General features: G+C 28.1%; 23 protein-coding genes. 10 read left to right on the top strand and 13 right to left on the bottom strand.

The features are described 5' to 3' along the window. Positions 1 to 20 precede the first annotated feature (20 nt). Positions 21 to 1,763: a Na/Pi cotransporter family protein gene (locus ATH_RS02245; protein ID WP_066183146.1), complete on the top strand. Its 1,743-nt coding sequence runs from the start codon at positions 21 to 23 to the stop codon at positions 1,761 to 1,763. Further along, positions 1,753 to 2,004 carry a hypothetical protein gene (locus tag ATH_RS02250; protein WP_066183150.1) on the top strand — a complete coding sequence of 84 codons (252 nt, stop codon included), beginning with the start codon at positions 1,753 to 1,755 and terminating at the stop codon, positions 2,002 to 2,004. Before ATH_RS02245 ends, ATH_RS02250 begins: the two co-directional genes overlap by 11 nt. Here the strand turns inward: ATH_RS02250 and ATH_RS02255 are convergent. Genes ATH_RS02255 through ATH_RS02265 form a run of 3 tightly spaced genes read right to left on the bottom strand, consistent with a single transcriptional unit; the run spans position 1,979 to position 4,574 of the window. Then, entirely contained in the window at positions 1,979 to 2,551 is a 573-nt protein-coding gene (locus tag ATH_RS02255; protein ID WP_066183153.1) for a ComF family protein, read from the bottom strand. The two genes, ATH_RS02250 and ATH_RS02255, sit on opposite strands and share 26 nt — an antisense overlap. Before the next feature lie 33 nt (positions 2,552 to 2,584). Further along, a complete protein-coding gene (locus ATH_RS02260; RefSeq protein WP_066183156.1) occupies positions 2,585 to 3,553 on the bottom strand; it encodes a hypothetical protein in 969 nt (322 codons plus the stop codon). A 49-nt stretch (positions 3,554 to 3,602) separates the two neighbouring features. Beyond that, on the bottom strand, positions 3,603 to 4,574 hold the full coding sequence (locus ATH_RS02265; RefSeq protein ID WP_066183158.1) for a fibrobacter succinogenes major paralogous domain-containing protein: 972 nt from the start codon (positions 4,572 to 4,574) through the stop codon (positions 3,603 to 3,605). Positions 4,575 to 4,679: 105 nt separating this feature from the next. Between ATH_RS02265 and ATH_RS02270 the strand changes: the two genes are divergently transcribed. Beyond that, on the top strand, positions 4,680 to 5,450 hold the full coding sequence (locus ATH_RS02270) for a hypothetical protein (RefSeq protein ID WP_066183162.1): 771 nt from the start codon (positions 4,680 to 4,682) through the stop codon (positions 5,448 to 5,450). A gap of 54 nt (positions 5,451 to 5,504) precedes the next feature. Here the strand turns inward: ATH_RS02270 and ATH_RS02275 are convergent, their stop codons facing one another. Beyond that, positions 5,505 to 6,092, bottom strand: coding sequence for a hypothetical protein (locus ATH_RS02275; RefSeq protein WP_066183167.1), 588 nt, complete (start codon positions 6,090 to 6,092; stop codon positions 5,505 to 5,507). A gap of 92 nt (positions 6,093 to 6,184) precedes the next feature. Here ATH_RS02275 and ATH_RS02280 point away from each other — a divergent pair, with 92 nt between their 5' ends. Together ATH_RS02280 and ATH_RS02285 are read left to right on the top strand one after the other, a co-directional pair. Continuing rightward, positions 6,185 to 6,988 (top strand): hypothetical protein, encoded by an 804-nt coding sequence (locus tag ATH_RS02280; RefSeq protein ID WP_066183170.1) that lies wholly within the window; start codon positions 6,185 to 6,187, stop codon positions 6,986 to 6,988. Beyond that, a complete protein-coding gene (locus ATH_RS02285) occupies positions 6,981 to 7,568 on the top strand; it encodes a hypothetical protein (RefSeq protein ID WP_066183175.1) in 588 nt (195 codons plus the stop codon). Before ATH_RS02280 ends, ATH_RS02285 begins: the two co-directional genes overlap by 8 nt. Before the next feature lie 17 nt (positions 7,569 to 7,585). On the opposite strand, the gene lepA is transcribed toward ATH_RS02285, so the two are convergent. After that, on the bottom strand, positions 7,586 to 9,373 hold the full coding sequence (gene lepA, locus ATH_RS02290; RefSeq protein ID WP_066183178.1) for a translation elongation factor 4: 1,788 nt from the start codon (positions 9,371 to 9,373) through the stop codon (positions 7,586 to 7,588). A 172-nt stretch (positions 9,374 to 9,545) separates the two neighbouring features. Here lepA and ATH_RS02295 point away from each other — a divergent pair, with 172 nt between their 5' ends. Together ATH_RS02295 and ATH_RS02300 are read left to right on the top strand one after the other, a co-directional pair. Continuing rightward, positions 9,546 to 9,812 (top strand): metal-sensing transcriptional repressor, encoded by a 267-nt coding sequence (locus ATH_RS02295; RefSeq protein WP_066183181.1) that lies wholly within the window; start codon positions 9,546 to 9,548, stop codon positions 9,810 to 9,812. A 9-nt stretch (positions 9,813 to 9,821) separates the two neighbouring features. After that, on the top strand, positions 9,822 to 12,338 hold the full coding sequence (locus tag ATH_RS02300; RefSeq protein WP_066183184.1) for a heavy metal translocating P-type ATPase: 2,517 nt from the start codon (positions 9,822 to 9,824) through the stop codon (positions 12,336 to 12,338). A 38-nt stretch (positions 12,339 to 12,376) separates the two neighbouring features. Here ATH_RS02300 and ATH_RS02305 read toward each other — a convergent pair whose 3' ends face one another. Beyond that, the gene (locus ATH_RS02305) at positions 12,377 to 13,309 is read right to left on the bottom strand and encodes a ribose-phosphate pyrophosphokinase (RefSeq protein WP_066183187.1); all 933 of its coding nucleotides are present in this window, start codon (positions 13,307 to 13,309) and stop codon (positions 12,377 to 12,379) included. A gap of 176 nt (positions 13,310 to 13,485) precedes the next feature. Here ATH_RS02305 and ATH_RS02310 point away from each other — a divergent pair, with 176 nt between their 5' ends. Beyond that, positions 13,486 to 14,646 (top strand): Opr family porin, encoded by a 1,161-nt coding sequence (locus ATH_RS02310; RefSeq protein WP_066183190.1) that lies wholly within the window; start codon positions 13,486 to 13,488, stop codon positions 14,644 to 14,646. A gap of 18 nt (positions 14,647 to 14,664) precedes the next feature. Here the strand turns inward: ATH_RS02310 and ATH_RS02315 are convergent, their stop codons facing one another. From ATH_RS02315 to bioD, 7 genes are all read right to left on the bottom strand, one after another. Continuing rightward, the gene (locus tag ATH_RS02315; protein ID WP_066183193.1) at positions 14,665 to 15,501 is read right to left on the bottom strand and encodes a DUF5718 family protein; all 837 of its coding nucleotides are present in this window, start codon (positions 15,499 to 15,501) and stop codon (positions 14,665 to 14,667) included. Positions 15,502 to 15,640: 139 nt separating this feature from the next. Further along, positions 15,641 to 17,140 (bottom strand): fumarate hydratase, encoded by a 1,500-nt coding sequence (locus tag ATH_RS02320; protein WP_066183196.1) that lies wholly within the window; start codon positions 17,138 to 17,140, stop codon positions 15,641 to 15,643. A 161-nt stretch (positions 17,141 to 17,301) separates the two neighbouring features. Further along, positions 17,302 to 18,285: an HpcH/HpaI aldolase/citrate lyase family protein gene (locus ATH_RS02325; protein WP_066183198.1), complete on the bottom strand. Its 984-nt coding sequence runs from the start codon at positions 18,283 to 18,285 to the stop codon at positions 17,302 to 17,304. A gap of 30 nt (positions 18,286 to 18,315) precedes the next feature. Further along, the gene (locus ATH_RS02330; protein WP_165595839.1) at positions 18,316 to 19,386 is read right to left on the bottom strand and encodes a MaoC family dehydratase; all 1,071 of its coding nucleotides are present in this window, start codon (positions 19,384 to 19,386) and stop codon (positions 18,316 to 18,318) included. A 10-nt stretch (positions 19,387 to 19,396) separates the two neighbouring features. After that, complete coding sequence (locus ATH_RS02335; protein ID WP_066183201.1) at positions 19,397 to 21,919, bottom strand: aldolase/citrate lyase family protein; 2,523 nt, start codon at positions 21,917 to 21,919, stop codon at positions 19,397 to 19,399. 15 nt (positions 21,920 to 21,934) lie between these two features. Then, on the bottom strand, positions 21,935 to 23,068 hold the full coding sequence (locus ATH_RS02340) for an HpcH/HpaI aldolase/citrate lyase family protein (protein WP_066183204.1): 1,134 nt from the start codon (positions 23,066 to 23,068) through the stop codon (positions 21,935 to 21,937). A 192-nt stretch (positions 23,069 to 23,260) separates the two neighbouring features. After that, entirely contained in the window at positions 23,261 to 23,893 is a 633-nt protein-coding gene (bioD, locus tag ATH_RS02345) for a dethiobiotin synthase (RefSeq protein ID WP_066183207.1), read from the bottom strand. Between the two features lie 75 nt (positions 23,894 to 23,968). Between bioD and ATH_RS02350 the strand changes: the two genes are divergently transcribed. Further along, positions 23,969 to 24,268: an ATP-dependent Clp protease adaptor ClpS gene (locus tag ATH_RS02350; protein WP_066183212.1), complete on the top strand. Its 300-nt coding sequence runs from the start codon at positions 23,969 to 23,971 to the stop codon at positions 24,266 to 24,268. 1 nt (position 24,269) lies between these two features. After that, positions 24,270 to 26,486 carry an ATP-dependent Clp protease ATP-binding subunit ClpA gene (gene clpA, locus ATH_RS02355; RefSeq protein WP_066183214.1) on the top strand — a complete coding sequence of 739 codons (2,217 nt, stop codon included), beginning with the start codon at positions 24,270 to 24,272 and terminating at the stop codon, positions 26,484 to 26,486. Positions 26,487 to 26,493 lie beyond the last annotated feature (7 nt).

Below are 26,493 nucleotides of genomic sequence, written 5' to 3' on the forward strand. Positions count from 1 at the left end.
AATTTTTAAGGGAAAAAAGTATGATAAAAAAAGTTTTATTTCCTCTGCTTTTTTTGGTATTAGCGTATTTTGTACTTAGTTATGAAAGTGCAAAAGAGATTATTGCTGGAATATCTATATTTTTAGTTGGAATGTTTTTTATGGAAGATGGTTTTAAACTATTTTCTGGTGGTTTTTTAGAAAAAATTCTTGAAAAATTTACAAATAGTATGCCAAAAGCAATTTTAAATGGTTTTTTAATAAGTTCCATAGTTCAAAGTTCATCTTTGACAAGTGTTATTATAATATCATTTTTAGGAGCTTCTTTAATAGCTTTAGAAAGTGCAGTTTATGTACTTTTAGGATCTAGTTTAGGTTCATCAACAACAGCATGGATTATTGCCTTGTTTGGATTGAAAATTAAGATTTCTCACTATGCTATGCCTATAATTGTTTTTGGAATATTTTTCAGATTTTCAAAGAAAGAGAGATTTAAAGGTTTAGGTCATGTTCTTTTAGGATTGGGATTCATTTTCTTAGGAATATCATATATGGTAAATGGATTTTATGAATTAAAAGATAGTGTTGATTTAACTTTATATTCATTTGATGGTTTTTTAGGGCTTTTTATATTTTTTATAATTGGTGCACTTATGACTTTTGTTGTTCAATCAAGTTCTGCAAGTACTGCAATTGTATTAGTGGCTCTTGCAAGTGGGCAGATATTTTATTTGAATGCTATTGCTGCAATTATTGGTGGAAAAATCGGAAGTACAACAACAACTGTTTTAGGAGCTTTGAATTCAAATGCAAATGGAAAAAGATTGGCTTATGCACAATTTTTATTAAACCTTATTGCAACACTTTTTGGGCTAATTTTATTTTATCCAATAGTTAATTTTATAGAGATAATTTCAAATTATTTTGAGATTACAAGTGATGCTATAAAATTATCAATATTTATTACAATATTAAATTTGAGTGCTGTTATTATTATGATTCCATTTTTAAAATTGATTGTAAAAAAGATTCAGAAAATGTTTATTCCAAAAGTAAAATCATGGTCAAAACTTGAATTCCTTGACTCTTCATCTCTAGAGAGTTCAAAGTCTATTGTTGTTGGAGTTAAAAAAGAGAATATAATTTTGTATGAGAATTTCTTAAAAGCTTCTAAGCATTTACTTCAAATAAATGATGAAGATTTATATTGGTACAAGAATAATAATAAATCAAAATCTCCGCAAAACCATAAGATTGATAAAATTTATAAAGATAGATTAAGGGTATTGCATGATGAGATTTTAGATTTTTTAAGTTTTGCAAATAAAGGAATAAGTGAAAATGATTTAAAAATAATTGATAAGCAAAAAATAATTACAAAAAAAATATACTCTTTATTAAAAAATATTAGAAATATAAATAAGAAAATAGATGAATCAAATTTTTATAGAGAAGCTATAAAAAATGAGTACATATATTTAAGAGAAATATTGACAATTTGTATAAAAGAGATAGAAAATATTATAAGTAATAAAACTTTTGATGATTTAGATAAAATTTTTAAAATAAAAACACTTCAACAAAAACTTAATTCTTTGGATAGTTTGACAACTCAAAGAGTAAAAAAGTTAATAGATGAGAAAAAAATTGATGCAAATGTATCTACAAAGATAATAAAAGATATTTCTTTTGCTATACTATTATCTCAAGAATTAATAAAATTAACTATATCTTTATATGTAGAAGATAGTATTTTAATAGAGGAAGATGAAGATGAAGCTTAAAAAATTTCTGAAAAATGTCAAAGAGTTTTTTCAAGAGAATAAAAATGAAGAGAGAGCTTTGGAAGAAGCTTTAGAAAAATTAAGAGTAAAAAGAGCTGAAATAAAAGAGAATATATCAAATAAAGAGTTTGTAAAAGAGGATAAAGAGTCTTTGAAGAATAAGATAAAAATTGTTGATGATTTAATTGAAAAGATTATAAAAAAACAAAATAAACTTAAGATAAAAAACAACAAAGAGTAATAGCAAAAAGCACATTTATCCCTTGTTTTTTTAGTATTTTTTTTGCTTCCAAAATAGTTGTTCCAGTTGTAATAACATCATCAACTAAAATTACATCACAATTTTTTACTCCACTATAAGTAAATTTTCTTGGATTTTTTTGTCTAAATTCTAGATTCTTTCCAGCATATTTTACAATATTTGTGGCTTTTAAAGTGTTGAAAACGGGTTTTATAAAAGAACTTTTTAAATGTTTTGCCAAAATTGCAGTTTGAGAAAAATCGTGTCTTGTGTGATCATCTATTGGAATAGCCAAAATAGGGTGGGTAAAAGTAAAGTTTGAAGCAAATTTAGCAAAGCTAAGTTTTCCTAAGATATTAAAAACTCTATCTCCATAAAAGTGATATTTACTTTGGATTAAATCTTCCAAATCTTTGTAATCATAAAAAGAGTAGACAAAAAAATCTTTAACTAACTCTTTTTTATAAAAGTTTGGAGCAAGAAGTTGTTTTTGACAAGTTTTGCAAATAATATAAAAAGATAGTTTATCACAAGAGGTGCATTTCATTTTCTACTCCTTTTGAATAATATGATAAGCTAACTATCTCATATACTGATTTAAAATATTTTTAGTTTCGTTGTACTCTTTTGTATTTTTCTTGAAATTTTCTATCAAAATATCGTAAGCATTTCTTAGATTTTCTAGTCTTGCATCTGGTTCTTTTTCTTCAAATTCTTCTAAAAATACTACTCTATCTTTAAAAAAACCTATCAAAGTATCAAAAATAAAATTTTGATACTCTAAAGACATTTTGTCATTGATATTTATATCACCTGTAAAAGTAAATTTACTTCGTTCTTCTTCTGGTTGAGTTTCTTTTAGTTCTTCAAGTTTTATTCCAAATTGACTTAGCAACTCTTGAAAAGCTGTTGGAACTTTATTTGGAAAATCTTCAAAGAAACTATCTACTAATTGTGCAGCTGTAACATTATCTAAACTATTTAAAGTTTCTAAAAAAGCTTTTTTAAGTGGTGGATTATCTATTAGATGGAAGCCGTGCTGTTTTTTATCATCATAAGCCAAAGGATAAATTGGAATTGCTTTTTGTTTTCCATAATCAAGCAACCCAGCCTTTGCATAAGTTGCTGCTCTACCTAAAGCGTCCCACTCTCCATAACCTTGTTTCATTAAGTTATCTACAAAATTCTCAAAACCTTTTGCTTCTTCATATAAGTTTCCATAGGTTGCTATTTTGCTACTTTGATACCAAGAATAGCCATTTGGGTCTAAATATTTACCTTTGGTTTCAATAAACTCTATTTGCTGTTCTCCTAGATTGATAAAATGGTCATATACTGGTGTGTCTTTATCTATACCACTTTTTATTACATAAGCAAATCTACTATTTGATGCAGTTACATATGGTTTTGTTTCTATATTATTTGGGTTGTCTTTGTTTCCTGCAATATTATTTTTATCTATTTTAAAAGCTTCTATTGGTAAAACATCTAGTTTTTCTCTATTTTTATGGTAGGTATTGTATAGATTTTGATTGTTTTGTATTTCCATATTTTTTCCTTAAAATAAATTATTAATACTAATAAACATTAGTATTCCTTTATTGTTTTTTTATACATCTTACAGGCATTCCAGTAGCTCTTCTTTCATAGCTTTCAGAATTTCCTACTCCTAAATATGAATTTGAATACGTAAGAGCTTTTGCCCCTAAATTATCATAAGGAGTTTGTGTCCAAAGTTTTGTATAATCCCCCTCTACTATAAGAGAGCCATTATTCCAAATCCTATATCCACTATATGGAATTTTCATTATATTAGTTACTGTATAGTAGTCTAAGGCTTCATCTGCCCACTCACTAACTGTTGGAACTCTAAAATTAGGTGGGCAAATAGCATCATTTGCTCCTGTATCTAAATTCCAAAAACTACGCCTATTATTTCCATAAGTATCAGATGTATTTGGAACCCAATCATATCTAGGGTTATCATTATAAGAAAATAGACTATTTGTATTTGTAAGATTTTGTAGAGTAGCTGTTGTAGTACTTGTAACTATTTGATGTCCATCTGTTTTTCTTCCCCACTGATAATAATCTCCAAAACAAGCTCTTTGTGAATTTGCATAATCTAAGTTGGAAGAAAATTCATATCTATATTTATCACAAACTTTGGTAGCTCCTAGATTTCTATCTAGCCAAATTCTTCCTGTTTGTTGAGAAGTTATTGTTTTATATGTAAGTCCCTTAAATATTATCTCATCTTGAGTACTTAAAGTTACACTACAACTTCCACTTGCATTTAAAATAAATCCTTGCCCTTTATTTAGTTGAGTTAAAAGTGGATAACCTGAAACAACAGCATTTATATTACGGACATAGTATTGTTCACCATTTGGAAAATCTATATAATAGATAAAATTTACACACTTATTTTGAAAAGGTGTAAAATCTGAGATATTCTCAACAGCTCCTAGCATTTGGTCGCCATTTACAATATTATATGTAAAGGCATTTAGATTAATTCCTAAAAATAAGAATAAGCCTTGTAATAAAGATAAAAATCTTTTTTTCATTTTGTTTCCTTTGTGTAAAGTTTGCATAAACATTCTATCAAATAAAGATTATTTTTAGATAAATCTGTTTATAATTAAGGCATTTAATAAATTTTAGGGGAAAATATGCAAATACAAAATAACCAAAATCAAAATCTTCTATACCAAAATAAAAATAAAAAGCTAGAAGAAGAAAACTCTTATAGTAATTTTGTAGTAGATACAAAAACAGCAAAAGAAGATGCAGTTTTTTTAACTAAAGATTTAATAAATTTTATAGATAAGCAAGGTGGTTTTTCATCTTTAACAAAAGAAGATGAGGCATTTTTTCGAGCTATTCTTGAAGATGATAAGATTTCAACAAGTGAAGCGAAAAATCTTAGCTATGAACAAATGGCAAAGCTAAATCAACTTTTTAAAGATTTAAATAGTGAAACTTTTTTTATAAAAGGTTTTGATGTTTTTCATAAAGCAAATGTATCAAATGATAAAAATCTTAATAAAGCTATTTTTGAAACTCTTAAAAACAAAGATGATGAAACACAAAGAACTCTTTTTTCACTTGATTTAAAAGCAAAACTAGGATACAACAGACCTAGGCTTCCTTTTGAAAAATCAATAGATGAAGAGATAGCAGAGAGAATTGCTTTTGAAAAAGAGAAATATAAAGATTTTCCAAATAAAGATGAGATAATGGAAAACTTGATAAAAGAGCTTAAAAATTGGGAAATAATTGACTATGGAAGTTTTATTGATAAAACTCTATTTCAACTAAGAAAAGATATTTCAAATCCAGCTATATCGCAAGATGGAAGATATAATCTTTTAAAACAGTTGCCATATTATGAAGATTTGCAAAGAAATTATAATCAAATACAAAAAATATTTGACTTTTAAAAGAAAGAGTAATTTAAAACTATTCTTTCTTATATATATTGTACAAATTAAAGTTTAGTTTATGTAAACAGAATCTTTTAAAATGCTTGTATTGCTTCCACTATATACTTTTAATTCACCATCCATTTTTAGTTCAAAAATATCTCCTGTATATTGACTAAGAGGCATTTTTCTTATAAAAAATGTATATTCTCTTCCATTAAAAACATTTCCACTAGGACTTGTGAAATCTTTTTGAGATACAAGAGTTCCAGATACTGAATTTAACCATACGATAGGAGCTTTTTGTTCATATCCCATAACTACAATTTTTACTACTAAACCTACATAATCTTCTCCATATGTATAATATACTTTATTACCAAACCAAAAAAAGAGTGTTTCATTTGTTATTAGATTTTCATAAGGACTTTCATAAAGAACCCCATCTATAGAAACTAGACCTAGACCTTCAATTCTTGTAGCATCCCAACAAAATTCAAGTGGTGGAGTAGAACCATTTACATTTTGTTGAACACCATTATAATATACAATTTGACCATATTCCCAGTATGGACATTTTGTATAGTGTTCATACTGGGCTGCATTTAAAATTGAATTAAATGTTGTAAAAACTAAGAAAATTAAAAATAATCTTTTCATACCATTTCCTTGTGTTGAATTTAAGTTTTATTTTATATTTAATTAACTTAAAATTGTGTAATATAAAAAATATTTTATTTTTAGGGGAAAATATGCAAATACAAAATAACCAAACTACATATTATTGCTATAATCAAAATTCAAATAGTGTAAATAAAAATAGTAGCTCAAACTCTTTTGATATAAATCTTGAAAATGAAGAAAATACAAAAAAACCTACTTCAAAAATGATAGAGTATTTAGAGAGAAAAGGTAAATTTTCATCTTTATCAGAAGAAGATGAAGCACTTTTTAAAAATATTTTAGAAGATGGAGTATTTTCTGCGAATGAGATGAAAAGATTAAGCTATGAGCAAATTCAAGTTTTTTCAGATATGGTAAATTTTGCTAAAAACTACAATGAAGACAATCCAACTTCAAAAGATGATTTCCCACCTTATTTGCTTTCTAGCATTGGTACTTATTTGTCATCTGAAAAAACAAATAATCATAGTTTTAATAAAGCACTATATGAAACAGTTAAAAATATTCAAAATGATAAAGATAGAATGGCATATTTAGATGCAATAAATAGTGCTTTAGGTTTCAATGATAATCAAGGCTATGGACAACTTCCTAAGCATATAATTGACAATATGATAAAAGAGTTAAATAAACTAGAAAAAGAGAAATATAAAGATTTTGAAAATCCAGAAAATCTTATAAAAGATTATAATAATTGGGAGATAAAGGATTATAAAAATTTTATTGATAATTTAAAGAATAGTTATAAAAATGCTAGTGTAAACTCTGCTTTATCTATTGAAACAAGAGCTATGTATCAAATTTTTTATCAAAATACTCTTACTTTAGAAGAAAATTACAATCAAATACAAAAGGAGACAAAATATGCTTAATTTATTCAAAAAAAACAGAAGTTCTTTAACTTTTAAAATTGTTATTTTAATAGGATTAGGGTTTATTTATCCTATGTTGGCAAATTCTACAAAAGATAGTTTTGTAAAAATTTTTTCAAATATATCTGAAAACAGTAACTATTTTGCAAAAATAGTAAGTAAAAAAGAGATAAGAGATAAAAAATCTACAATAAACTATGTAGTAATAACAGGAGATATATCTTCAAAAAATAATGATTTGGATAGATTTTCTCTATCTTTAGATGAAAAATATATAACTAGCTTAAATGATTTGAGTATAAAAATTGAAGATTTAAAAACAAAAGGTATATACAGTTGTGAAGCAAGTTTTTTAGATAAAGTTTCTCCAGATTACTCTTATCATATTCAAGTTGATATAAGCAATAAATCTGCTAATTGTTACTTGAAATCTAAAAATAAACTAAATAGTTCAACAAAACTTGACAGTAAAGGTTTAAATAAAATAGATGATAAAAGTATTAAGATTAAAGATAAATCACTAATAGATGAAAAAGAGTTAAAAAAATTTAAAAGAATAGAAAATCCAAATAAAGAGTAGTTTTTTAAACTACTCTTTTATATTTTTAAAACAGCCATAAAAGCCTCTTGAGGAACATTTACTTTTCCAATAGATTTCATTCTTTTTTTACCAGCTTTTTGTTTTTCAAGAAGTTTTCTTTTTCTTGTAATATCTCCACCATAACACTTTGCAGTTACATTTTTCCCCATAGATTTTACAGTTTCTCTAGCAATTATTGTATTTCCAATACTAGCTTGAACTGCAACTTCAAAAAGTTGTCTAGGAATTAACTCTTTTAAAGCTTTTACAAACTCTCTTCCTCTTGAAACAGATCTATCTTCAGGAACAATAATAGAAAGTGCATCAACAACTTCTCCAGCAACTCTTACATCCAGTTTCTTTAAATCACCTTCTCTAAATCCAATTGGTTCATAATCAAAAGATGCATAACCTTTTGTAGTTGATTTTAATTTATCATAAAAATCCATAACAATTTCATTCATAGGAATATCATACTCTAAAAGAACTCTAGCACCTATATAATCCATTTTTAATTGAATTCCTCTTTTGTCATTTAAAAGTTTTATAACATTTCCCAAAAACTCATCAGGAACTAAAATTGTAGACTTTACATAAGGTTCAAAAATTGTCTCTATATAGTTTGGTTCAGGAAGTTCGCTTGGATTTTGAATAACTAATTTTTCTCCATCTTTTTTTAAAACTTCATAAACAACAGTTGGAGCAGTTGCTATTAAATCTAAATCAAACTCTCGCTCTAATCTCTCTTTTATTACTTCCATATGAAGCATTCCTAAAAAACCTGTTCTAAATCCACTTCCAAGTGCCATTGAACTTTCTGGTTCAAAAGAGATTGAAGAGTCATTTAATTTTAGTTTATTCAAAGCCTCTCTTAAATCTTCAAACTTATCAGTTTCTATTGGATAAAGTCCAGCAAAAACAAATGGTTTTGCTGGTTCAAATCCATCAATAGCTTCTTTTGTTGGAACCTTTGCATCAGTCATTGTATCTCCAACAGCTATTCCATCTAAAGTTTTAAGACCTAAAACAACAATTCCAATTTCACCTGTTTTTATCTCATTTGTATCTTCTCTTTTTAGTGGATGAGGATACATAAGATTTAGAACAGGATGCTCAACCTTTGTATTCATCATACGAAGAAGTTGCCCTTTTTTTATACTTCCTTCATATACTCTTACAAGAGCCAAAGCTCCTAAGTAGTTATCAAACCAAGAGTCATAAATCAGTGCTTTTGTAGGGGCTTCTTCATCTCCAGTTGGAGCAGGGATTCTTTTTATAATTGATTCAATCAGATCTTTTACACCAAGACCAGTTTTTGCACTTATTAAATTGTGTTCTGTACAATCAAGTCCAATAGCATCTTCAACTTCTCCTAAAACACGCATTGGATCAGCACTAGGTAAATCTATTTTATTTACAACAGGAAGAAGTTCTAAATCATTATCCATAGCTATATAAACATTTGCAATAGTTTGTGCTTCAACACCTTGAGTTGAATCAACAATCAGTAATGCTCCTTCAGAAGATGCCAAAGAACGACTAACTTCATAAGAAAAATCCACGTGACCTGGAGTATCAATAAGGTTTAAAACATATTTTTGCCCATTAAGATTGTAATTTAATCTTACACTTTGAGCTTTTATTGTAATTCCTCTTTCTTTTTCTATATCCATATTATCCATAACTTGTGAAGTCATTTCTCTATCGCTAATTCCTCCACACTCTTGAATAATTCTATCTGCTAAAGTTGATTTTCCATGATCAATATGTGCAATAATACTAAAGTTTCTAATATTTTTTTGCAATTTTTTTTCCTAATAATTTAATCTTTTTTCTAAAATATTGCGATTATATCTAAAAAAATGTAATTTTTGTTTAAAGTTTTTTCTCTTTTATTTTTGATTAAACTTATCTTTGCTAATATTTACAATCCTTATCCCCTAGAGGGGGATTACAAAAATAGTCTAGGAGTCTTAAGTGAATGAAGATAAAAAGAAAGCTTTACAGACATTAAAAATTGCAAAAGGGCAAATTGAAGCTGTCATAAAAATGCTCGAAGATGGAAGATATTGTATTGATATCTCAAACCAAATTTTAGCAGTTTCATCTTTGGTAAAAAAATCAAATATGTTAATTTTAAAGCAACATATGAATAGCTGTGTTTTAGAAGCTGTAAATAGTGGAAATAGTAGTGAAAAGATTGATGAGATCACAAAAATATTATCAAAAATTCTTGATAAATAAAGGCTAAAAATGAAATCACAAAAATTTGATATTAGAGGTATGACTTGTAGCGCTTGTTCAAATGCTGTTGATAGAAGTATTAAAAAGCTTGATGGAATAAGTGAAGTTAATGTAAATTTACTTTCTAATAGTATGATTGTTAAATATGATGATACAAAATTAAATGATGAGAAAATTATTAAAACAGTAGAAGATGCTGGATATGAAGCTATATTAGCTCAAATTGAAAATAAAAAAATAGAAAAAAAAGATAGTATTGCACAAAATGAAATGGATGAATTGAAAAATAGATTAATTATATCTTTGATTTTTGCTGTTCCACTTTTTTATATAGCAATGGGGCATATGTTAAATTGGTCACTACCATCATATTTTCTTGGAGAGAAAAATGCAATAACATTTGCATTTACTCAGTTTTTATTGGCTATTCCAATTGTTTTTATAAATATAAAGTATTATAAAGTAGGATTTAAAACACTTTTTAAAGCTTCTCCTAATATGGACTCGTTAATAGCGATTGGAACAGGTGCAGCTATGCTTTATGGAATTTTTGCAATATATAAAATAGGCTTTGCTTTAGGAATTAATGATTTAAATATGCTTCATAAATATTCAATGGATCTATATTTTGAAAGTGCAGCTATTGTTTTAACTTTGATAACTTTTGGAAAATATCTTGAGGCAAAAGCAAAAGGTAAAACTTCTGAAGCTATAAATAAACTTATGGATTTAGCTCCTAAAAAAGCTTTAGTGTTAAGAGATAATATAGAAGTTGAAATATCAGTTGATGAATTAAAATTAAAAGATATAGTAATTGTAAAGCCAGGAGCTAGTATTCCTGCTGATGGAGTTATTATATCTGGAAATACATCAATAGATGAATCAATGCTTACAGGTGAGAGCTTAGCTGTATCAAAAAAACTAGGAGATAGAGTTATTGGAGCTAGTATAAATAAATATGGTTCTATAAAATTTGAAGTTACCAAAATTGGTTCAGATACAGTTTTAGCACAAATTATAAAACTAGTAGAAGGGGCTAGTTCATCAAAAGCAGCTATATCTAAACTTGCAGATAAAATAAGCTCTATTTTTGTACCAACTGTTATTTTAATTTCAATAATAGCAACTATTACTTGGATGCTTCTTGGATATGATTTTGAGTTTGCACTTGGAATAGGAATTGCAATTTTGGTTATCTCTTGTCCTTGTGCTTTAGGATTAGCAACTCCAACAGCAATTATGGTAGGAACTGGAAAAGGTGCACAAAATGGTATTCTAATTAAAAATGCAGAAGCTTTAGAAATAGCAGAAAAAATAGATACTATAGTTTTAGATAAAACAGGAACAATAACAGAAGGAAAACCAAAAGTTACAGATATTATTGTAAATAGTGGAATAAATGAGAAAAGACTTCTTCAAATAGCATATTCTCTTGAAAATAATTCAGAGCATCCTTTAGCTGATGCAATTATAAAAAAAGCAGAAGATGAAAAGATTGAGCTTTTAAAAGTAGAAGATTTTAAAGCACAAAATGGTTTAGGAGTTGAAGCCAAAATAGAAAATGAAACTATATTTATAGGAAATAAAAAATTCCTTGAAAATAATAATATCTTGCTTGAAGAGTTTTTTGAAAAAAGTGAAAAACTTGCAAGTAGTGGTAAAACACCGATATTTATCTCTAATAATAAAAAAATCTTAGGACTTATAGCTGTTGCTGATGTTGTAAAAACAACAAGTAAAAGAGCAATAGAAGAGTTTTATAAGATGAATTTAGAAGTAATAATGCTAACAGGAGATAATCATAAAACAGCAAAAGCAATAGCAAATGAGTTGAATATACAAAACTTTATATCTGAAGTTTTACCAGAAGATAAAGATAAAGTAATCAAACAACTTCAAGAAAATGGTAAAAAAGTTGCTATGGTTGGAGATGGAATAAATGATGCACCAGCTTTAGCAAGAGCAGATGTAGCAATTGCAATCGGTGCTGGAACTGATATAGCAATAGAATCTGCAAATATTGTTTTAGTAAGAAATGATTTATTAGATGTTGTAAGGGCGATAGAACTTAGTAGTGCAACACTTAAAAATATAAAGCAAAATCTATTTTGGGCATTTATTTACAATATTATTGGTATTCCATTAGCAGCAGGAGTTTTTTACTCTTTATTAGGATGGAAATTAAATCCAATGTTTGCAGGTGCTGCTATGAGTTTAAGTAGTGTTTCTGTGGTTTTAAATGCTTTAAGATTAAGCTTTTTTAAATCAACAATAGATGAAAATCTTAAATTAGTAGAAAATAAAAATATAAAAGGAGTTAATATGACAAAAGTTTTAAAAGTTGATGGTATGAGTTGTGGACATTGTAGTGGAAGAGTTGAGAAAGCTCTTAATGCTTTAGAACAAGTTAGTGATGTAAAAGTTGATTTAGCAACAAAAGAGGTTACTATTAATTGTAAAGAAGAAGTATCAACAGAAGTTTTAGAAAATAGTATAAAAGAAGCTGGATACGAAGTAATAAAATAAAAAGTTAGAAGTAATTTACTTCTAACTTTATAGATTAATTAAACATTAAAAATTGAGTTTACAGATTCATTATTATAAATTCTTCTAATAGCTTCACCAATTATTGAAGAAGCTGTTAAAACTGTAATATTTTTTGCATTATCTTTTGTAGGAATAGTATCAGAGATTACAAGTTCATCTAAAACACCATTTGCAATCCTTTCATAAGCAGGACCACTTAAAACACCGTGTGTACAACATGCCATAACACTTGTAGCACCTTTTTGTTTTAAAACTTCAGCTGCTTTTACTAAAGTTCCAGCTGTATCAACCATATCATCAACTAAAATAACATCTTTACCTTCAACATCACCAATTATATTCATAACTTGAGATTCATTTGCTTTTTCTCTTTTTTTATCAACTATTACTAAATCATATCCAAGCTTATCAGCATACATTCTAGCTCTAGCAACTCCACCAATATCTGGACTTGCAATAATTGGATTTTTTAGGTTTTTACTTTTTATGTAGTTTACAAATAAAATTGAACCAAAAAGATTATCAGCAGGAATATTGAAAAAACCTTGAATTTGTGCTGCGTGAAGATCTATTGTTACTATTCTATGTATTCCAGCTGCTTCAAGTAAATCAGCTACTAATTTTGCAGAAATTGGAACTCTTGGAGCTGCTTTTCTATCTTGTCTTGCATATCCATAATATGGTATAACAGCATTTATTGATTTTGCACTTGATCTTTTTAGAGCATCAATCATAATTAAAAGTTCCATTAAATTGTCATTTGCTGGAGAACATGTTGGTTGTATTATAAAAACATCTTGACCTCTTACACTTTGTGTAATTTGTACAGACATCTCTCCATCACTAAATTTTGTTAAAGTTGCATCTGAAACCTTCATTCCTAAATAATCAGCGACCTTTTTTGCAAAGGCTGGATTGGCACTACCGCTAAAGAGCTTAAAAGTTGACATAAATATTCCTTAATATAATCTAAATTTATTTTTCAAATATTATCAAAAAAGCTCTTAAGTAAAGAAATATAAAGCAATATTTTTGCTATTAATTTTAATTTAAACTATTTTTAAGTAAAGTGTTAGCTAAAAATCTATAAAAAAGCTTTTAAATAAAGTTTAAAACAAGGAAAAAGATGAAAAAAATAGGTCTATCATTAATCAGTGCATCTTTATTATTAAGTAGTTTAAATGCTGATATGCTAACAGATGCTTTAACTCATGGAGTTTATGAAGGAAGTGCAGCTGCTTATATGCAGTCACAAAATAATGATAAAAGTAAAGACAAATCTTATTTAAATGCACATGTATCACTGTTTTATAATACAGCAGATGTGTATAACTTTAGTTTAGGAATAGAAGGAAAAGGAAATCTTAAATTAGCTGAAAAGAATAGAGATGATTGGAAAAATGGTGCTGAACCAAACGGTTTAGGTTTACATGGAAACAATCTTTTAATGACTCAAGCATATTTAAAATATGAGTTACAAGAGGGATTTATTTTTAAAGCAGGAAGATATGAAGCTGATTTAGCATGGTTTAAAAATTATCAACAAGGTGCAATGATTGAAGTTAGTGCTATTCCAGATGTATTATTAACAGTAGCATATTCAGATAGACAAGCAGAATCAGGAATAGATGTAAGCGAAGATTTTCATAGTAACTATAAAGAACAGGGATTTAATAAAGGTATCTATACAATTGATATAAAGGATAGAGCAATAGAAGGATTTGATTTTAATCCATATTTTTATCAAGTTCCAGATGCAATAAAATTCTATGGTCTTAAAACAGGATTTGATTTAGAACATGGTGGATTAAAGCTTGAATATGCAAGAAGTAATCTTACAAGTAAATATAGAGATGCTACAAATCAATCAAATGGATATATAGCTCATGCAGAGATATTTGGAAAAGTTGAGGTTTTAAAACTTACAGCAGGTGGAATTGTAACTAGTGATAAAGGTGGTGCTACAAGTATGTGGTATTTTGGAGATACAATAACACCATTTGTAGATGCAAATCAATCATATTCTAAAGATGCTAGAACTCTTTATGGTTCTATAAATATAAATATTGAAGAGAGATTTATATTTAATGCTCTATATGGATACACAAGATATGATACTGATACAAAATCTGGACTAGAAGAAAGAGAGCTTAATTTAGGATTGAAATATAATTTTATGGAAGAGTTAAGTGCTGAATTTAAATATGTAAATGTAAAAGCTGATTCTAAACAGACTTTATATGGAGATTATGATAAATATATAGCTAGTATTGAGTATAAATTTTAAATAAAAGAGTAAACTCTTTTATTTAACTATTTGATGAAGTTTTGAACACTGACCTAAATATGTATCCATTCCACACATATCATTCATAATATCTTGAAAACTATGAGCGTGGGCATTGTAAAGATATACAAAAATTTCATCATCTTTTTTTAGAAAATTCTTTTTACCAAAATCTGTATATGCTGTTGCACCTGCTGCTATTACTATTCCTTTAGCTTTATGTGCATTTTGTAAAAATTGACCCAACTCTTCTAGCGGACCACAATCCTCTTGACAATTTAAAATATCAATCATCCAATTTTTTAATTTTTCAAAAAAGTAGCTATATGATTTTACAGAGCTTGTTGTCCCATAATCATATACAATTCCATCTCTTTTTATAAAAGAAGAGATATGATATTTACTTAAAATCCCTTTTTCTGTGAAGTTATCAATAGGAATTATATCTTGAGATATTCCTTTTGTTTTCTCTCCCCAATTTTTTTTAGTACTAAGTTTACTTCCATCTTGAAATCTTAATGAACAATCATTAAAAGCACTAAAATACTTAGGAACAATATCAACAACTTTTTCATTTTCATATACAAAATCACAAATAAGTGCAACTTCAGCCTCAACTTGTAGTTTATCATCTTCTCTTCCATGAGTTAAGACAATTTCGTCGCAAATAGGATAAGTTCCTAAAAAACTATCATGACCTTTTATATAAAAAGGAAACATACCTTTTGGAGCATTTTCTTCTTCTGTTTTAATAAGTGCAAAACCGTCAGCTTCTCCAGCTTCTCCTAAATGGTTTGCAAAGTTTCCAGCAACTGCAAAACCTAAGTAATCTTTTAAATCTTCTAATAAATTCATAAATATAATTCCTAACAAATAAAAGCAAAATAGTACCAAAAAATAGTATTGAGAATGTCAAAAAAGCAATATAATCTGACTTTTTAAGTTAAATTTAAGATAAAGTGATTACAAAGAGTAAAAAACTCTTTGTAATAAACTATTTATTTATAGTTCTCCATTTAGCAGGACCAGTTGTGTGAATAGAGTTACCTTCTGTATCAACTGCAACAGTAACAGGCATATCTTTAACTTCAAATTCATAAATAGCTTCCATTCCCATCTCTTCAAATGCAAGAGTTTTTGCACCTTTGATTGATTGAGAAATTAAATATGCAGCTCCACCAGTTGCAATTAAATAGATAGATTTGTACTCTTTTATTAAATCGATTGTAGGTTGTTTTCTTTCACCTTTACCAATCATTCCCATAATCCCAATTTCCATCATATCTTTTGTAAATTTATCCATTCTTGTAGCTGTAGTTGGTCCAGCAGGTCCTACAACTTCACCTTTTACAGGATCAACAGGTCCTACATAGTAGATGAATTTATCTTTTAGCTCAACTCCATTTGGAAGAGGTTTTCCTGCATTTTTATACTCAACTATTTTTTTATGAGCAGCATCACGTGCAGTTAAAATCTTTCCTGATAAAAGTAGAGTATCCCCTGATTTAAATTGAGAAAGATTCTCTTTTGTTAAATCTTCAATATTTACTCTTTTAATAGTATCCATTGGAAGTTCAAGATCTGGCCAAATACTTAAATCTGGTTTTTCAAATTTTGCAGAACCATTTCCATCTAATTCAAAATGAATATGTCTAGTTGCAGCACAGTTTGGAATCATAGCAACAGGTAGTGATGCAGCATGACAAGGATAATCTAAGATTTTAACATCTAAAACAGTTGTTAATCCACCAAGACCTTGAGCACCAATTCCAAGTTTATTTATATCTTCGTAAAGTTTTAGCCTTAACTCTTCAAGAGGAGTTTGTGCCCCTCTAGCTTTTAATTCATGAATATCAACATGACCCATTAAAGACTCTTTTGCTAAAAGCATAGATTTTTCTGGGTTTCCACCAATTCCTATACCTAAAATACCAGGAGGACACCAACCAGCACCCATATCTTTTACATTTGCCATAACCCAATCATAAATACTATCACTTGGATTTAAAACAGCAAATTTTGATTTGTTTTCACTTCCTCCACCTTTTGCTGCAACAGTGATATCTAATTTATCAGAGTTATCAACACTTACATGAATAACAGCTGGAGTATTGTTTTTTGTATTTGTTCTTTTTCCAGCAGGATCACTTACAACAGAAAATCTAAGAGTATTATCTGGATCAGTATAACCTTTTGCAACACCTTCATTTAGTAAATCTTCAAGATTTTTTGTAATATCAAGATTTGCTTTTAAACCAACTTTTACAAAAATATTTACACTACCTGTATCTTGGCAAAGAGGTCTATGTCCCATTGCACACATTTTTGAGTTTATTAAAATTTGACCTAAAGCATTTTTTGCAGAATCACTTTTTTCATTTTCATAAGCTTCTACCATACCTTTTACAAAGTCTTCTGGATGATAAAAAGAGATGAATTGACATGCAGATGCAACTGAATCTATAATATCTTGTTCTGTAATTTTTTTACTCATAAATTTTCCTTCTTTATTATTTGAAATCTCTAGATTATAGCAATGCACTTTATAAAAATTGCTTTTATGAGACTAATTTTATCTTTAAATTTAATATATTGTTTAGTTTTGAAATATTTTATAAAAAAAGCTACCCTTGAAAAAGAGTAGCTTTATAAGAATTAAGCAAAAAACCTTTTTTCTGCTTCTGGAAGAAGTGCAACTCCTGAGAATTTTGCTCTTTGAACTAATTCCCAAAAATATCTATAAGTTGCTCTATCGTGTAGTTCTCCATCATATTGAATTGGTCCCCACTCAGCATCTTGAGCTTTAATTAAAATATTCTGAGCAGCTACAAGTTCTGTAAAGTCTGGTTTCATAGCATCAACAATAGCTTGTACTTGTGTTGGGTAAATTGACCACATTCTCATAAATCCAAATTCATTTCTTGCTCTTTCAGCATCTTTATATGTTTGATAAGGATTTTTAAGATCAAGAGTAACATTATGACAAGGTATTACATAGTTTTGAATAGCTGCTTGTGCAACTCTAGCTTTTGCAGCAGAAATCAATCTATGTTCAAATTGTCCAGGACTTCTCATATTAATTGCTGGAATCGCTCCTTGATAACCAGAAACAAAATCCATTAAACCAAAATCTAAAACTTGTAGCCAAGGAAGAGTTGCAATCTTTTCAACATCATTTAAAGCTCCATGAGTTTCAATTAATACATGAATTGGAATCTCTCTTTTAATTCCATTTTCTTTTGCTACTTTTTGAATATACTCTATTTGTGTTTTAGCATCTTCATAACAAGTTGATTTTGGTAGAGTAATATATGCAAGAGTTTCTCCAGCTCCTGCAACTAATATATCAACATCTTGTCTCCAGTCTTTATGTGAATGGTCATGAATTCTTGTTCCAGCCATTTTAAATGGGTTAGCATCAGAATTTACAACTCTTACTATCATTTGTGCATGTTCAACTTCTTTACCAGTTTCTGCTCCATCTTCACAATCACAAGTGATATCAAAAACAGGACCTAGTTTTTTTTGCATTTCAAAACCTTTTAGGATTAGCTTTTCGCTTCCTGCAAAGTGCTCACAAGTTGGGATAATTGGTAAAGATTTACCAGCTTCAAATAGTGCTTGATTTGGGTGTGTCATCGTTTTTTCCTTTATTTTAAATTAAATTATTTATTTTTTTGTTGATTTTTTTGGAATAATTACTGTGTAATCTAAATCCAAAACTACATTTGGAAGATATTTACCATCTTCACCTTTTGCATCTTCTATCTCATTTGAAGATATATTCTTTAGAGCAATAGTTCTTAATCTTAAAAGACCAATATCTTCTCTTTTATGATCTATTTTCTCTAAAATCTCAGTATAAGCATAAATTGTATCTCCTGCATAAGTAGGATTACTATGAGTTCCACTGTTTATGCTATAAATCCATTGAGCATTTTGTAAACCATTATATGAAGCTGTTCTTGCCATTGAAATCACAACTCCACCATACATTAATCTTTGTTTCATTGGAGTGCTTTGCATCATATGGTCATTGAAATGTACTTTTGCATTGTTTTGGTAAAGTTTTGTTGCTAAAGTATGGTCACTATCATCAACAGTTATTCCCTCAGGATGATTAAGTCTTTCTCCTAGCTCATAATCTTCAAAGAAATATTTTCCACCACTTGCATCTGTATCTACACAAGAAATTTTTGGAATATTAATTTCATCTAAAATTTTTGTTGCTTTTTCAAATGATGGAACTTCATTTATATCACTTTTAATAGAGTGATTTTTTTTATGAACCATTACCCATCTTTTTAGATTTAAAACCTCTTCATTATTTTGATTCATTCCAATTGAATGAACATAAACAACTCCACTTTTTCCATTTGAATTCTCTTTTAATCCAATAACAGATGAAGTCATAGAAACTGTATCTCCTATATAAACTGGATTAGGAAAAGATATCTCTGCATATCCTAAGTTTGCAATTGCATTTAAAGATATATCTTGAACAGATTTTCCAAATGTTAAGTGAAACATTAAAAGATCATCTAAAGGTCTTTTTTTATAACCAAACTCTTTTGCTACAATATCACTTGAGTGTAAAGAGAATCTAGAACCTGTAAAAGCAATGTATAAAGATACATCACCTTCACTAATTGTTCTTGGAAGTGGATGAACTATTTTTTGACCAATTTTAAAATCTTCAAAATAGTTCCCAAAATTAATTTTATTGCTTATTTTTGACAAGTAAAACTCCTTATTTTCCAAATAAATTTTGACCTAAAGCTTTATATGTTTCGTAAAGCTTTATCATTTTTCTAGCCCAAACAATTCTTGAAGAATCTACTAATCTATTATTATGTAATATTACTTCTTTTCCTTGCTTTGTAGCTTCTTCATATTTTTCTATCATATCTTCATAATCTTCAACTTCACTCTGTTTTGGAGTAAAAATATCATTGATATAATCAATTTGAATTGGATGAATTAAAGATTTCCCATCAAATCCTAAATTAAATGCATCTTTTGTTGAATCTTCACAAGCAAATTCATCTTGAACATCAAAGTGAGGTCCATCTATTACCATCTTATTGTACGCTTTTGAAGCAAGTGCAATTTGTGCTAAATATGTAACAATTGCTTTTGAACCTCTTTTTATATCTATTTGAAGTCTATTTGCAAGTTTATTTGAACCAACAACAACAACTTCAACTTTTGGACTTGCTGCACAAATCTCATGTATATTTAAAACAGATAAAGGAGTTTCTATCATAATCATAAGAGTAAGATTTGGATTAACTTCTTCTATTAGTTTAGCTGCTTTTAAAACATCCTCTTTTGTATCAATTTTAGAAAACAGTAAAGCATCTATTTCAATCTCTTTTGCTAATTCTAAATCTCTTTTAAGATCTTCGCTTCCAAGATTATTTACTCTTATTACTCTTTCACTCTCTCCAAACAAAGGACCATCTTTTTTAAATGTTTCTCTAATAACTGTTCTTCCAGCTTCTCTTTGCTCTTCTAAAATAGCTTCAAGATCAAAAATAACTGTATCTGCTAAAACAGTTCTTGCTTTTTCCATTTTATGTAAATCATATGGTGGTACTAAAAGCATTGATCTTCTTGCTTTATATTCAACAATTTCTTCACCTTTTTCTATTGCAAAATATTGTTCGTGAAGATCTTTTACAAGTTGTTTTCTAAGAACTTTTCCATTTTTTGTTCTAGGATAATCACTCATAGAAAATATCTCTTTAGGAGCTTTATATTTAGCTAAATTATTTTGAGAAAATTTTAAAATCTCTTGTTCTTTTTCTTTACTTAAAGTGCTATGACCAACAACAGCAATAGCAACTAATGTTTTATCTTTTTCAATATCAAGTCCAAAAGCTACACAATCAGCAACATCTGGATGAGTTTTTACAACTCTTTCTATTTCGTGTGGACTTACTCTAAATCCAAATGTATTTATAATGTCATCTTTTCTTCCAATAAACCAAATATAACCATCTTTGTCTTTTCTAGCATAATCACCTGTGAAGAAATATCCATCATGTCTTGCTTTGGCTGTCTCTTCTTCAAGTTGCCAATACTCTAAAAATAATCCTGGATCATCTTCTCCAATGCAAATCATCCCCTCTTCTTCAACTCCAACTTCTTCTAAAGTTTCAGGATTTATAAGTTTTACAATATGTCCTGGTTGTGGGAAACCAGCACTTCCTGGTCTTATTGGATTGTTTTTTGAGTGAGAAATATAGTATGAACACTCACTCATTCCAATAGCTTCAAATATATCTTGTTTGAATCTATCTCTCCAAAGTCCAAGCATTTCATCACTTAAATGCTCTCCAGCACTCATACAATATCTTAGGCTAGGGCAATTTTCAAGAGTAAAATCTGTTTTTTGAATAATTTGTCTATAAATTGTTGGAACTCCAATAAATATAGTACATTCATGTTTTTTTATTAAATTAATCCATGTTGAAGCATCATTAGCTCCTTCATATGCAATAACTGTATGACCATTGTAAAGTGGATCCATAAGTGCAGAACCTAAAACATAAGTCCAGTTGAATTTCCCTGAGTGCATTATTCTGTCATTCTCTTTGAAATCAAACCAAAAATCAGTTGCTGGTTTTCTTCCAACAAGAGATCTGTGTGAGTGTAAAACACCTTTTGGATAACCTGTTGTTCCTGAAGTATAAACTAAATATGCAGGTTCTCCTGATTTTGAATTATAGTGATTTGCTGTTTTATCACTTTTATCAAATATCGAATTTAATGCAAAAACTTCAATATCTTTTGGTTTTTTGAAGTTCTCAACACTATCAACTCCAGCTATAATTATTGTTTTTAGATTATCAAGGTTTTCTAAATAAGGAACAAGATTTTCATACATTGAAGCAGATAAAACAATAGCTTTTGCTTGAGAATCTTCTGCAAGATATTTAACTTCGCTACCACTTAAAAGTGTTGAAGTAGGAACTGCAATCATTCCACCTTTCATAACACCAAAAAACGAAATAGGATAAGCTAAAGAGTTTTTTAAACAAACTAAAACTCTATCTCTTGCTTTTAGTCCTATCTCTTGTGTGAAAAAGTTTGCAACTTGATCAGATTTTGTTGCTAAATCTTTATATGAAATTTTATCAGTTCCAAGTTTATCATCTTCAATAATCATAGCAATATTGTTCTCTTTTGGAGTTCCAACATGAAGTGATGTACAAGCAACACCTATATTTAAAAATTCTGGTATATCTATTTTTACTGTTTGGCTCATTTTATTCTCCTAAAATTACAGTTGACCATAAGGCCAATTTTCTTTAAATGTATTTAATGGCATTTTATTTAAAACACTAAGAGCAAAAAGCTCATCTTCTTTTGTAAGGCTTTTAAGTGCGTAAGCTCTTAAAATATTTTGTAATGACTTTCCAAACATTGGAGGATCTAACATTTCTCCTTCATATCTAATTGCACCACTTAAAAGTGCATCTGCTTCAATAGCAGCTTTTAATATTGAAACATCTTTTGCAATCTCATTTGGACTAGGAGTAAATGCAACTTTACAGATGTTTATATGATTTGGAGTAATAACTTGCTTCCCTGTTAATCCCATTGCACTCTCTCTTAGTGCATGAGAATATACATATTTACTTGCTTCATCTCCATGTAAATCTAGCCATCTTCTAATATCTTTTTTCTCTACACAATTACTTGGTAAAGAGTGAGGTGTAAGAAGAACTTCAACTCCTCCAATCACTCCTTTTCCTTTGATTCTTGCTTCTAAAGTTAGCATATCAAAGTAAGTTTCAAGCTCATCCATCCATCCTTTTGGAGTGATTTTATAAGCCATAGCTTTTGAAAAGTCATGAATTCCAAAAACAATATGTTTTACAGTTGCATATTCCATAAGTCTATCTGCAATCTTTAAAGATTTAGGGTGTTCTATAATTGGTTGAATTGTAAGATTACTTCCAATAGAAATTAACCATGAAGATAGATCTCTAATCTCTGCACTTCCATATACTTCACCTGCTTTTGCCAATACAATCACATCAACATATTGATGAATTTGTTTTAACATTTTTAAATCTTCTTCGTACTCTTCAGTTCTAAATTGATTTATTCTAATAGCTATTTGAAAATCTCTTTCTGGAAATTTTGGTAGCTCTTGTATTAAAAGTTCTCTACTTTGAGCTTTTTGTCTACAACCATCTTCTAAGTCAAATAAAACTGTATGAGCTCTTGTATTATAAGCATGTTTTTGTAGTCTTAGTTTTGCTTGTTCCATACTTTCGTAAGATCCATCAAGGGGATTAAACTTTATTGGAGGATAATAGATTTGAATCCCTGGCCAATAACCACCAAGAACTGGAGTCAAATCATCTTTCGCTGTTAATTTAGATAAATCTATTGAAGAAGTCATCATATTTTCAACCTTTCTTTGAATTTTCTTTTATTTTTTATGAAAATGATTATACATAAAAAACTTATGATGAAGTTATACCAATATTAAAATGAATTCAATTTATATCTTTTAATATACAAAATATTTTTAAGCTTATTATAATAATTGGGATTAATAAATTATAATAGATTTAGATAGTTTATTTGATTTTATTTATTTCAAGAATTTCAAATTAGCAAAATAATCTTCTAAAAATGGTTTTGAGACTTTATCAAAGCTATCTTTATCTTTATAAAGATTTATAAAGAATTCAAACTCTATATCTTTATTTTTTAAAGCTTCAATTGAAAGTATGGTGTCATTTATAGAACCTAGTTTTGATGGAGTTATCAAAAAAGCTTTTGTATTAAACTCTTTAATTAAATCAATCATAAAAAAATCAATCTCTATTGGTACCATTAATCCACCAGCTCCCTCAATAATTAAAACATCACAAAAATCAAGTAGATAATCTTTTTGTTTTTTTAAAAAATCAATATCTATAATAGTGTTCCCTTTTGCTACATAAGGAGAAGCAGGAAGAGTAAATTGATATGGAACAACATCTTTAATAGATAGCTTATTATAATTATTATTTAAACTACAAGCTAAACTAAATAATTTAGTTCCATCAAATGGTTGATTATCTATAACACCAGTTTCAATTGGTTTAAAATAACCAACTTTTAAACCCTCTTTTGCAAAAAAGTTTAATAGTTTTTCACAAGCATAAGTTTTTCCTACATCTGTATTTGTTGCAGTTACAAAAATAGCTTTTCCAATATACTGTTTTGAATTTATATTCATAATAATCTCTTTTTTGTTATAATCTTTTTCGTTTTAATTTAAACGATAGTAACATAATTTTTATAAGGGTTTTATGTGAGTAATGAGATAGAAATAGAGTTAAATGAAGATTTAGAAGTTGAAGAACCAAAAAAATATAGTGTTTTTTTATTAAATGATGATTATTCAACTATGGATTTTGTAATAGATGTTTTAACAAAAGTATTTAGAAAAAATATAAGTGAAGCAGAAGCTATTATGTTAAATGTACATAATAATGGTAAAGGACTTTGTGGAATATATAGTTTTGAAATTGCTTCAACAAAAGTTGCACAGGTAAAAACACTTGCAAGAGAGCAAGGTTTTCCTTTAAAAGCTATAATGGAAGAAGAGTAAAATGATAAGCAAAGAGTTAAGAGAAGTATTCTCACTAGCAATTAACTTTGCCAAAAGAAATCAACATGAGTATTTAACACTAGAACATGTTTTTTTAATGCTTATAAATAGCAATACAATAAAAGATATGTTTAATGATTTAGGAGTTGATAGTAAAGCTTTATTTGAAGATTTAAAAGAGTATATAACTTCAAATACTCCAAAACTTCCAGATGGAATAATTGATGAACCAATAGAAACTGTTGCTTTATCATCAACTATTGAATATATGGTTGCGCATACTCAAGGAAGTGGAAAAACTCAAGCAAATGTTGAAGATATGTTTGTAGCCATATTAAAAGATGAGAAATCATATTCAACATATTTATTAAAAAAACTAGGAATTCAAAGAGTAGATATTTTAGAAGAGATATCTCATAAAGAGATTGATGAACATAATGAAGATAGTAAAAAAGAAGAACAAAGTGAAAAAATATTAGAAGAAAACTCAAGTGAGTTAGTTGCTTTTGCAGAGAAATCACAAATAGATCCAGTAATTGGAAGAGATAAAGAGATAGCAAGAGTAATTGAGATTTTGAGTAGAAGAAAGAAAAATAATCCACTTTTAGTAGGAGAACCAGGTGTTGGTAAAACAGCAATTGCTGAAGGATTAGCTCTAAAAATTGCTAAAAAGGAAGTTCCATCATTTTTAGAAGATGCAAAAATATTTTCACTTGATATGGCTTCAATGCTTGCAGGTACAAAATATAGAGGAGATTTCGAAAAAAAATTAAAATCTCTTTTAAAAGAGATAGCAAAAATACCAAATGCAATTTTATTTATAGATGAAATACATACAATTGTAGGAGCAGGAAGTGTTGGAGGAAGTGCTATGGATGCTTCAAATATTTTAAAACCACTTTTAGCAAATGGAAAACTAAGATGCATTGGAGCAACAACTTTTAGTGAATATAGAAATGATTTTGAAAAAGATAAAGCACTTAGTAGAAGATTTGCAAAAGTTGATATAAATGAGCCATCAATAGAGGATTCAATAATAATTCTTGAAGGTTTAAAATCAAAATATGAAGAGTTTCATAAAGTGAAATATTCAAAAGCTTCAATAATTAGTGCAGTAGAATTGAGTAAAAAGTATATAAATGATAGGTTTTTACCAGATTGTGCTATTGATGTAATCGATGAGGTTGGAGCATCTAAGAAAATATCTATGCAATCTACATTAAAAACATCAAATGAATCAAATATTACAATTACACAAAAAGATGTAGAAGATACAATAGCAAAAATGGCTCATATTCCATCAAGAAGTGCAACTAAAAATGATTTAACTCTATTAAAGAGTTTAGAAAAAAATATGCAAAAAAGAGTTTTTGGACAAGATGAAGCTATTATTAAAATAATTCAAGCAATAAAAATAAATAAAGCAGGATTAGGAGTTGATAAAAAACCAATAGGAAGTTTTTTATTTACTGGACCAACAGGAGTTGGAAAAACGGAAGTAGCAAAAGAGTTATCACTTCAAATGGGAATACATTTTGAAAGATTTGATATGAGTGAATATATGGAAGCTCATGCTATTTCAAGACTTATTGGTGCTCCAGCTGGATATATAGGATATGAGAAAGGTGGACTTTTAACAGAAAGTATAAGAAAACATCCACATAGTGTACTTTTACTTGATGAAATAGAAAAAGCACATCCTGATTTGATGTCAATTTTACTTCAAGTTATGGATAATGCAGAATTAACAGATAATGCAGGGAATAAAGCTGATTTCCAAAATGTAATTCTAATAATGACTTCAAATCTTGGAGTTAGTGAAGCAAATGTTATGGGATTTGCAAAAAATGATAAATTAAATGAAAATAGAGCAATAAATAGATTTTTTGCTCCTGAGTTTAGAAACAGACTTGATAGTGTTATTAGTTTTGAAAGCTTAAGTATAGATGTTGTTTCTAAGATAGTAGGAAAATTTATTGAAGATTTAGAAAAACAACTTGAAAGTAAAAAGATTAAAATTGAGATAAGTAAAAAAGCAAAAGATGAATTAGCAATATTAGGATATGACAAATCTATGGGAGCTAGACCTTTAAATAGAGTTATCTCTGAAAAAATAAAAAATATTTTAACAGATGAAATATTATTTGGTAAATTAAAAAAAGGTGGTCTTGTAAAAATTGATTTTAAAAATGAATTTTTATTTGATTATATAAGTTAAAGGAATA

The organism is Aliarcobacter thereius LMG 24486, assembly GCF_004214815.1.
GTDB lineage: Bacteria > Campylobacterota > Campylobacteria > Campylobacterales > Arcobacteraceae > Aliarcobacter > Aliarcobacter thereius.

Coding starts and splice junctions, on each gene's coding strand:
- ATH_RS02245 (WP_066183146.1), top strand. CDS start 21: ATGATAAAAAAAGTTTTATTTCCTCTGCTTTTTTTGGTATTAGCGTAT.
- ATH_RS02250 (WP_066183150.1), top strand. CDS start 1,753: ATGAAGCTTAAAAAATTTCTGAAAAATGTCAAAGAGTTTTTTCAAGAG.
- ATH_RS02255 (WP_066183153.1), bottom strand. CDS start 2,551: ATGAAATGCACCTCTTGTGATAAACTATCTTTTTATATTATTTGCAAA.
- ATH_RS02260 (WP_066183156.1), bottom strand. CDS start 3,553: ATGGAAATACAAAACAATCAAAATCTATACAATACCTACCATAAAAAT.
- ATH_RS02265 (WP_066183158.1), bottom strand. CDS start 4,574: ATGAAAAAAAGATTTTTATCTTTATTACAAGGCTTATTCTTATTTTTA.
- ATH_RS02270 (WP_066183162.1), top strand. CDS start 4,680: ATGCAAATACAAAATAACCAAAATCAAAATCTTCTATACCAAAATAAA.
- ATH_RS02275 (WP_066183167.1), bottom strand. CDS start 6,092: ATGAAAAGATTATTTTTAATTTTCTTAGTTTTTACAACATTTAATTCA.
- ATH_RS02280 (WP_066183170.1), top strand. CDS start 6,185: ATGCAAATACAAAATAACCAAACTACATATTATTGCTATAATCAAAAT.
- ATH_RS02285 (WP_066183175.1), top strand. CDS start 6,981: ATGCTTAATTTATTCAAAAAAAACAGAAGTTCTTTAACTTTTAAAATT.
- ATH_RS02300 (WP_066183184.1), top strand. CDS start 9,822: ATGAAATCACAAAAATTTGATATTAGAGGTATGACTTGTAGCGCTTGT.
- ATH_RS02305 (WP_066183187.1), bottom strand. CDS start 13,309: ATGTCAACTTTTAAGCTCTTTAGCGGTAGTGCCAATCCAGCCTTTGCA.
- ATH_RS02310 (WP_066183190.1), top strand. CDS start 13,486: ATGAAAAAAATAGGTCTATCATTAATCAGTGCATCTTTATTATTAAGT.
- ATH_RS02315 (WP_066183193.1), bottom strand. CDS start 15,501: ATGAATTTATTAGAAGATTTAAAAGATTACTTAGGTTTTGCAGTTGCT.
- ATH_RS02320 (WP_066183196.1), bottom strand. CDS start 17,140: ATGAGTAAAAAAATTACAGAACAAGATATTATAGATTCAGTTGCATCT.
- ATH_RS02325 (WP_066183198.1), bottom strand. CDS start 18,285: ATGACACACCCAAATCAAGCACTATTTGAAGCTGGTAAATCTTTACCA.
- ATH_RS02335 (WP_066183201.1), bottom strand. CDS start 21,919: ATGAGCCAAACAGTAAAAATAGATATACCAGAATTTTTAAATATAGGT.
- ATH_RS02340 (WP_066183204.1), bottom strand. CDS start 23,068: ATGATGACTTCTTCAATAGATTTATCTAAATTAACAGCGAAAGATGAT.
- bioD (WP_066183207.1), bottom strand. CDS start 23,893: ATGAATATAAATTCAAAACAGTATATTGGAAAAGCTATTTTTGTAACT.
- clpA (WP_066183214.1), top strand. CDS start 24,270: ATGATAAGCAAAGAGTTAAGAGAAGTATTCTCACTAGCAATTAACTTT.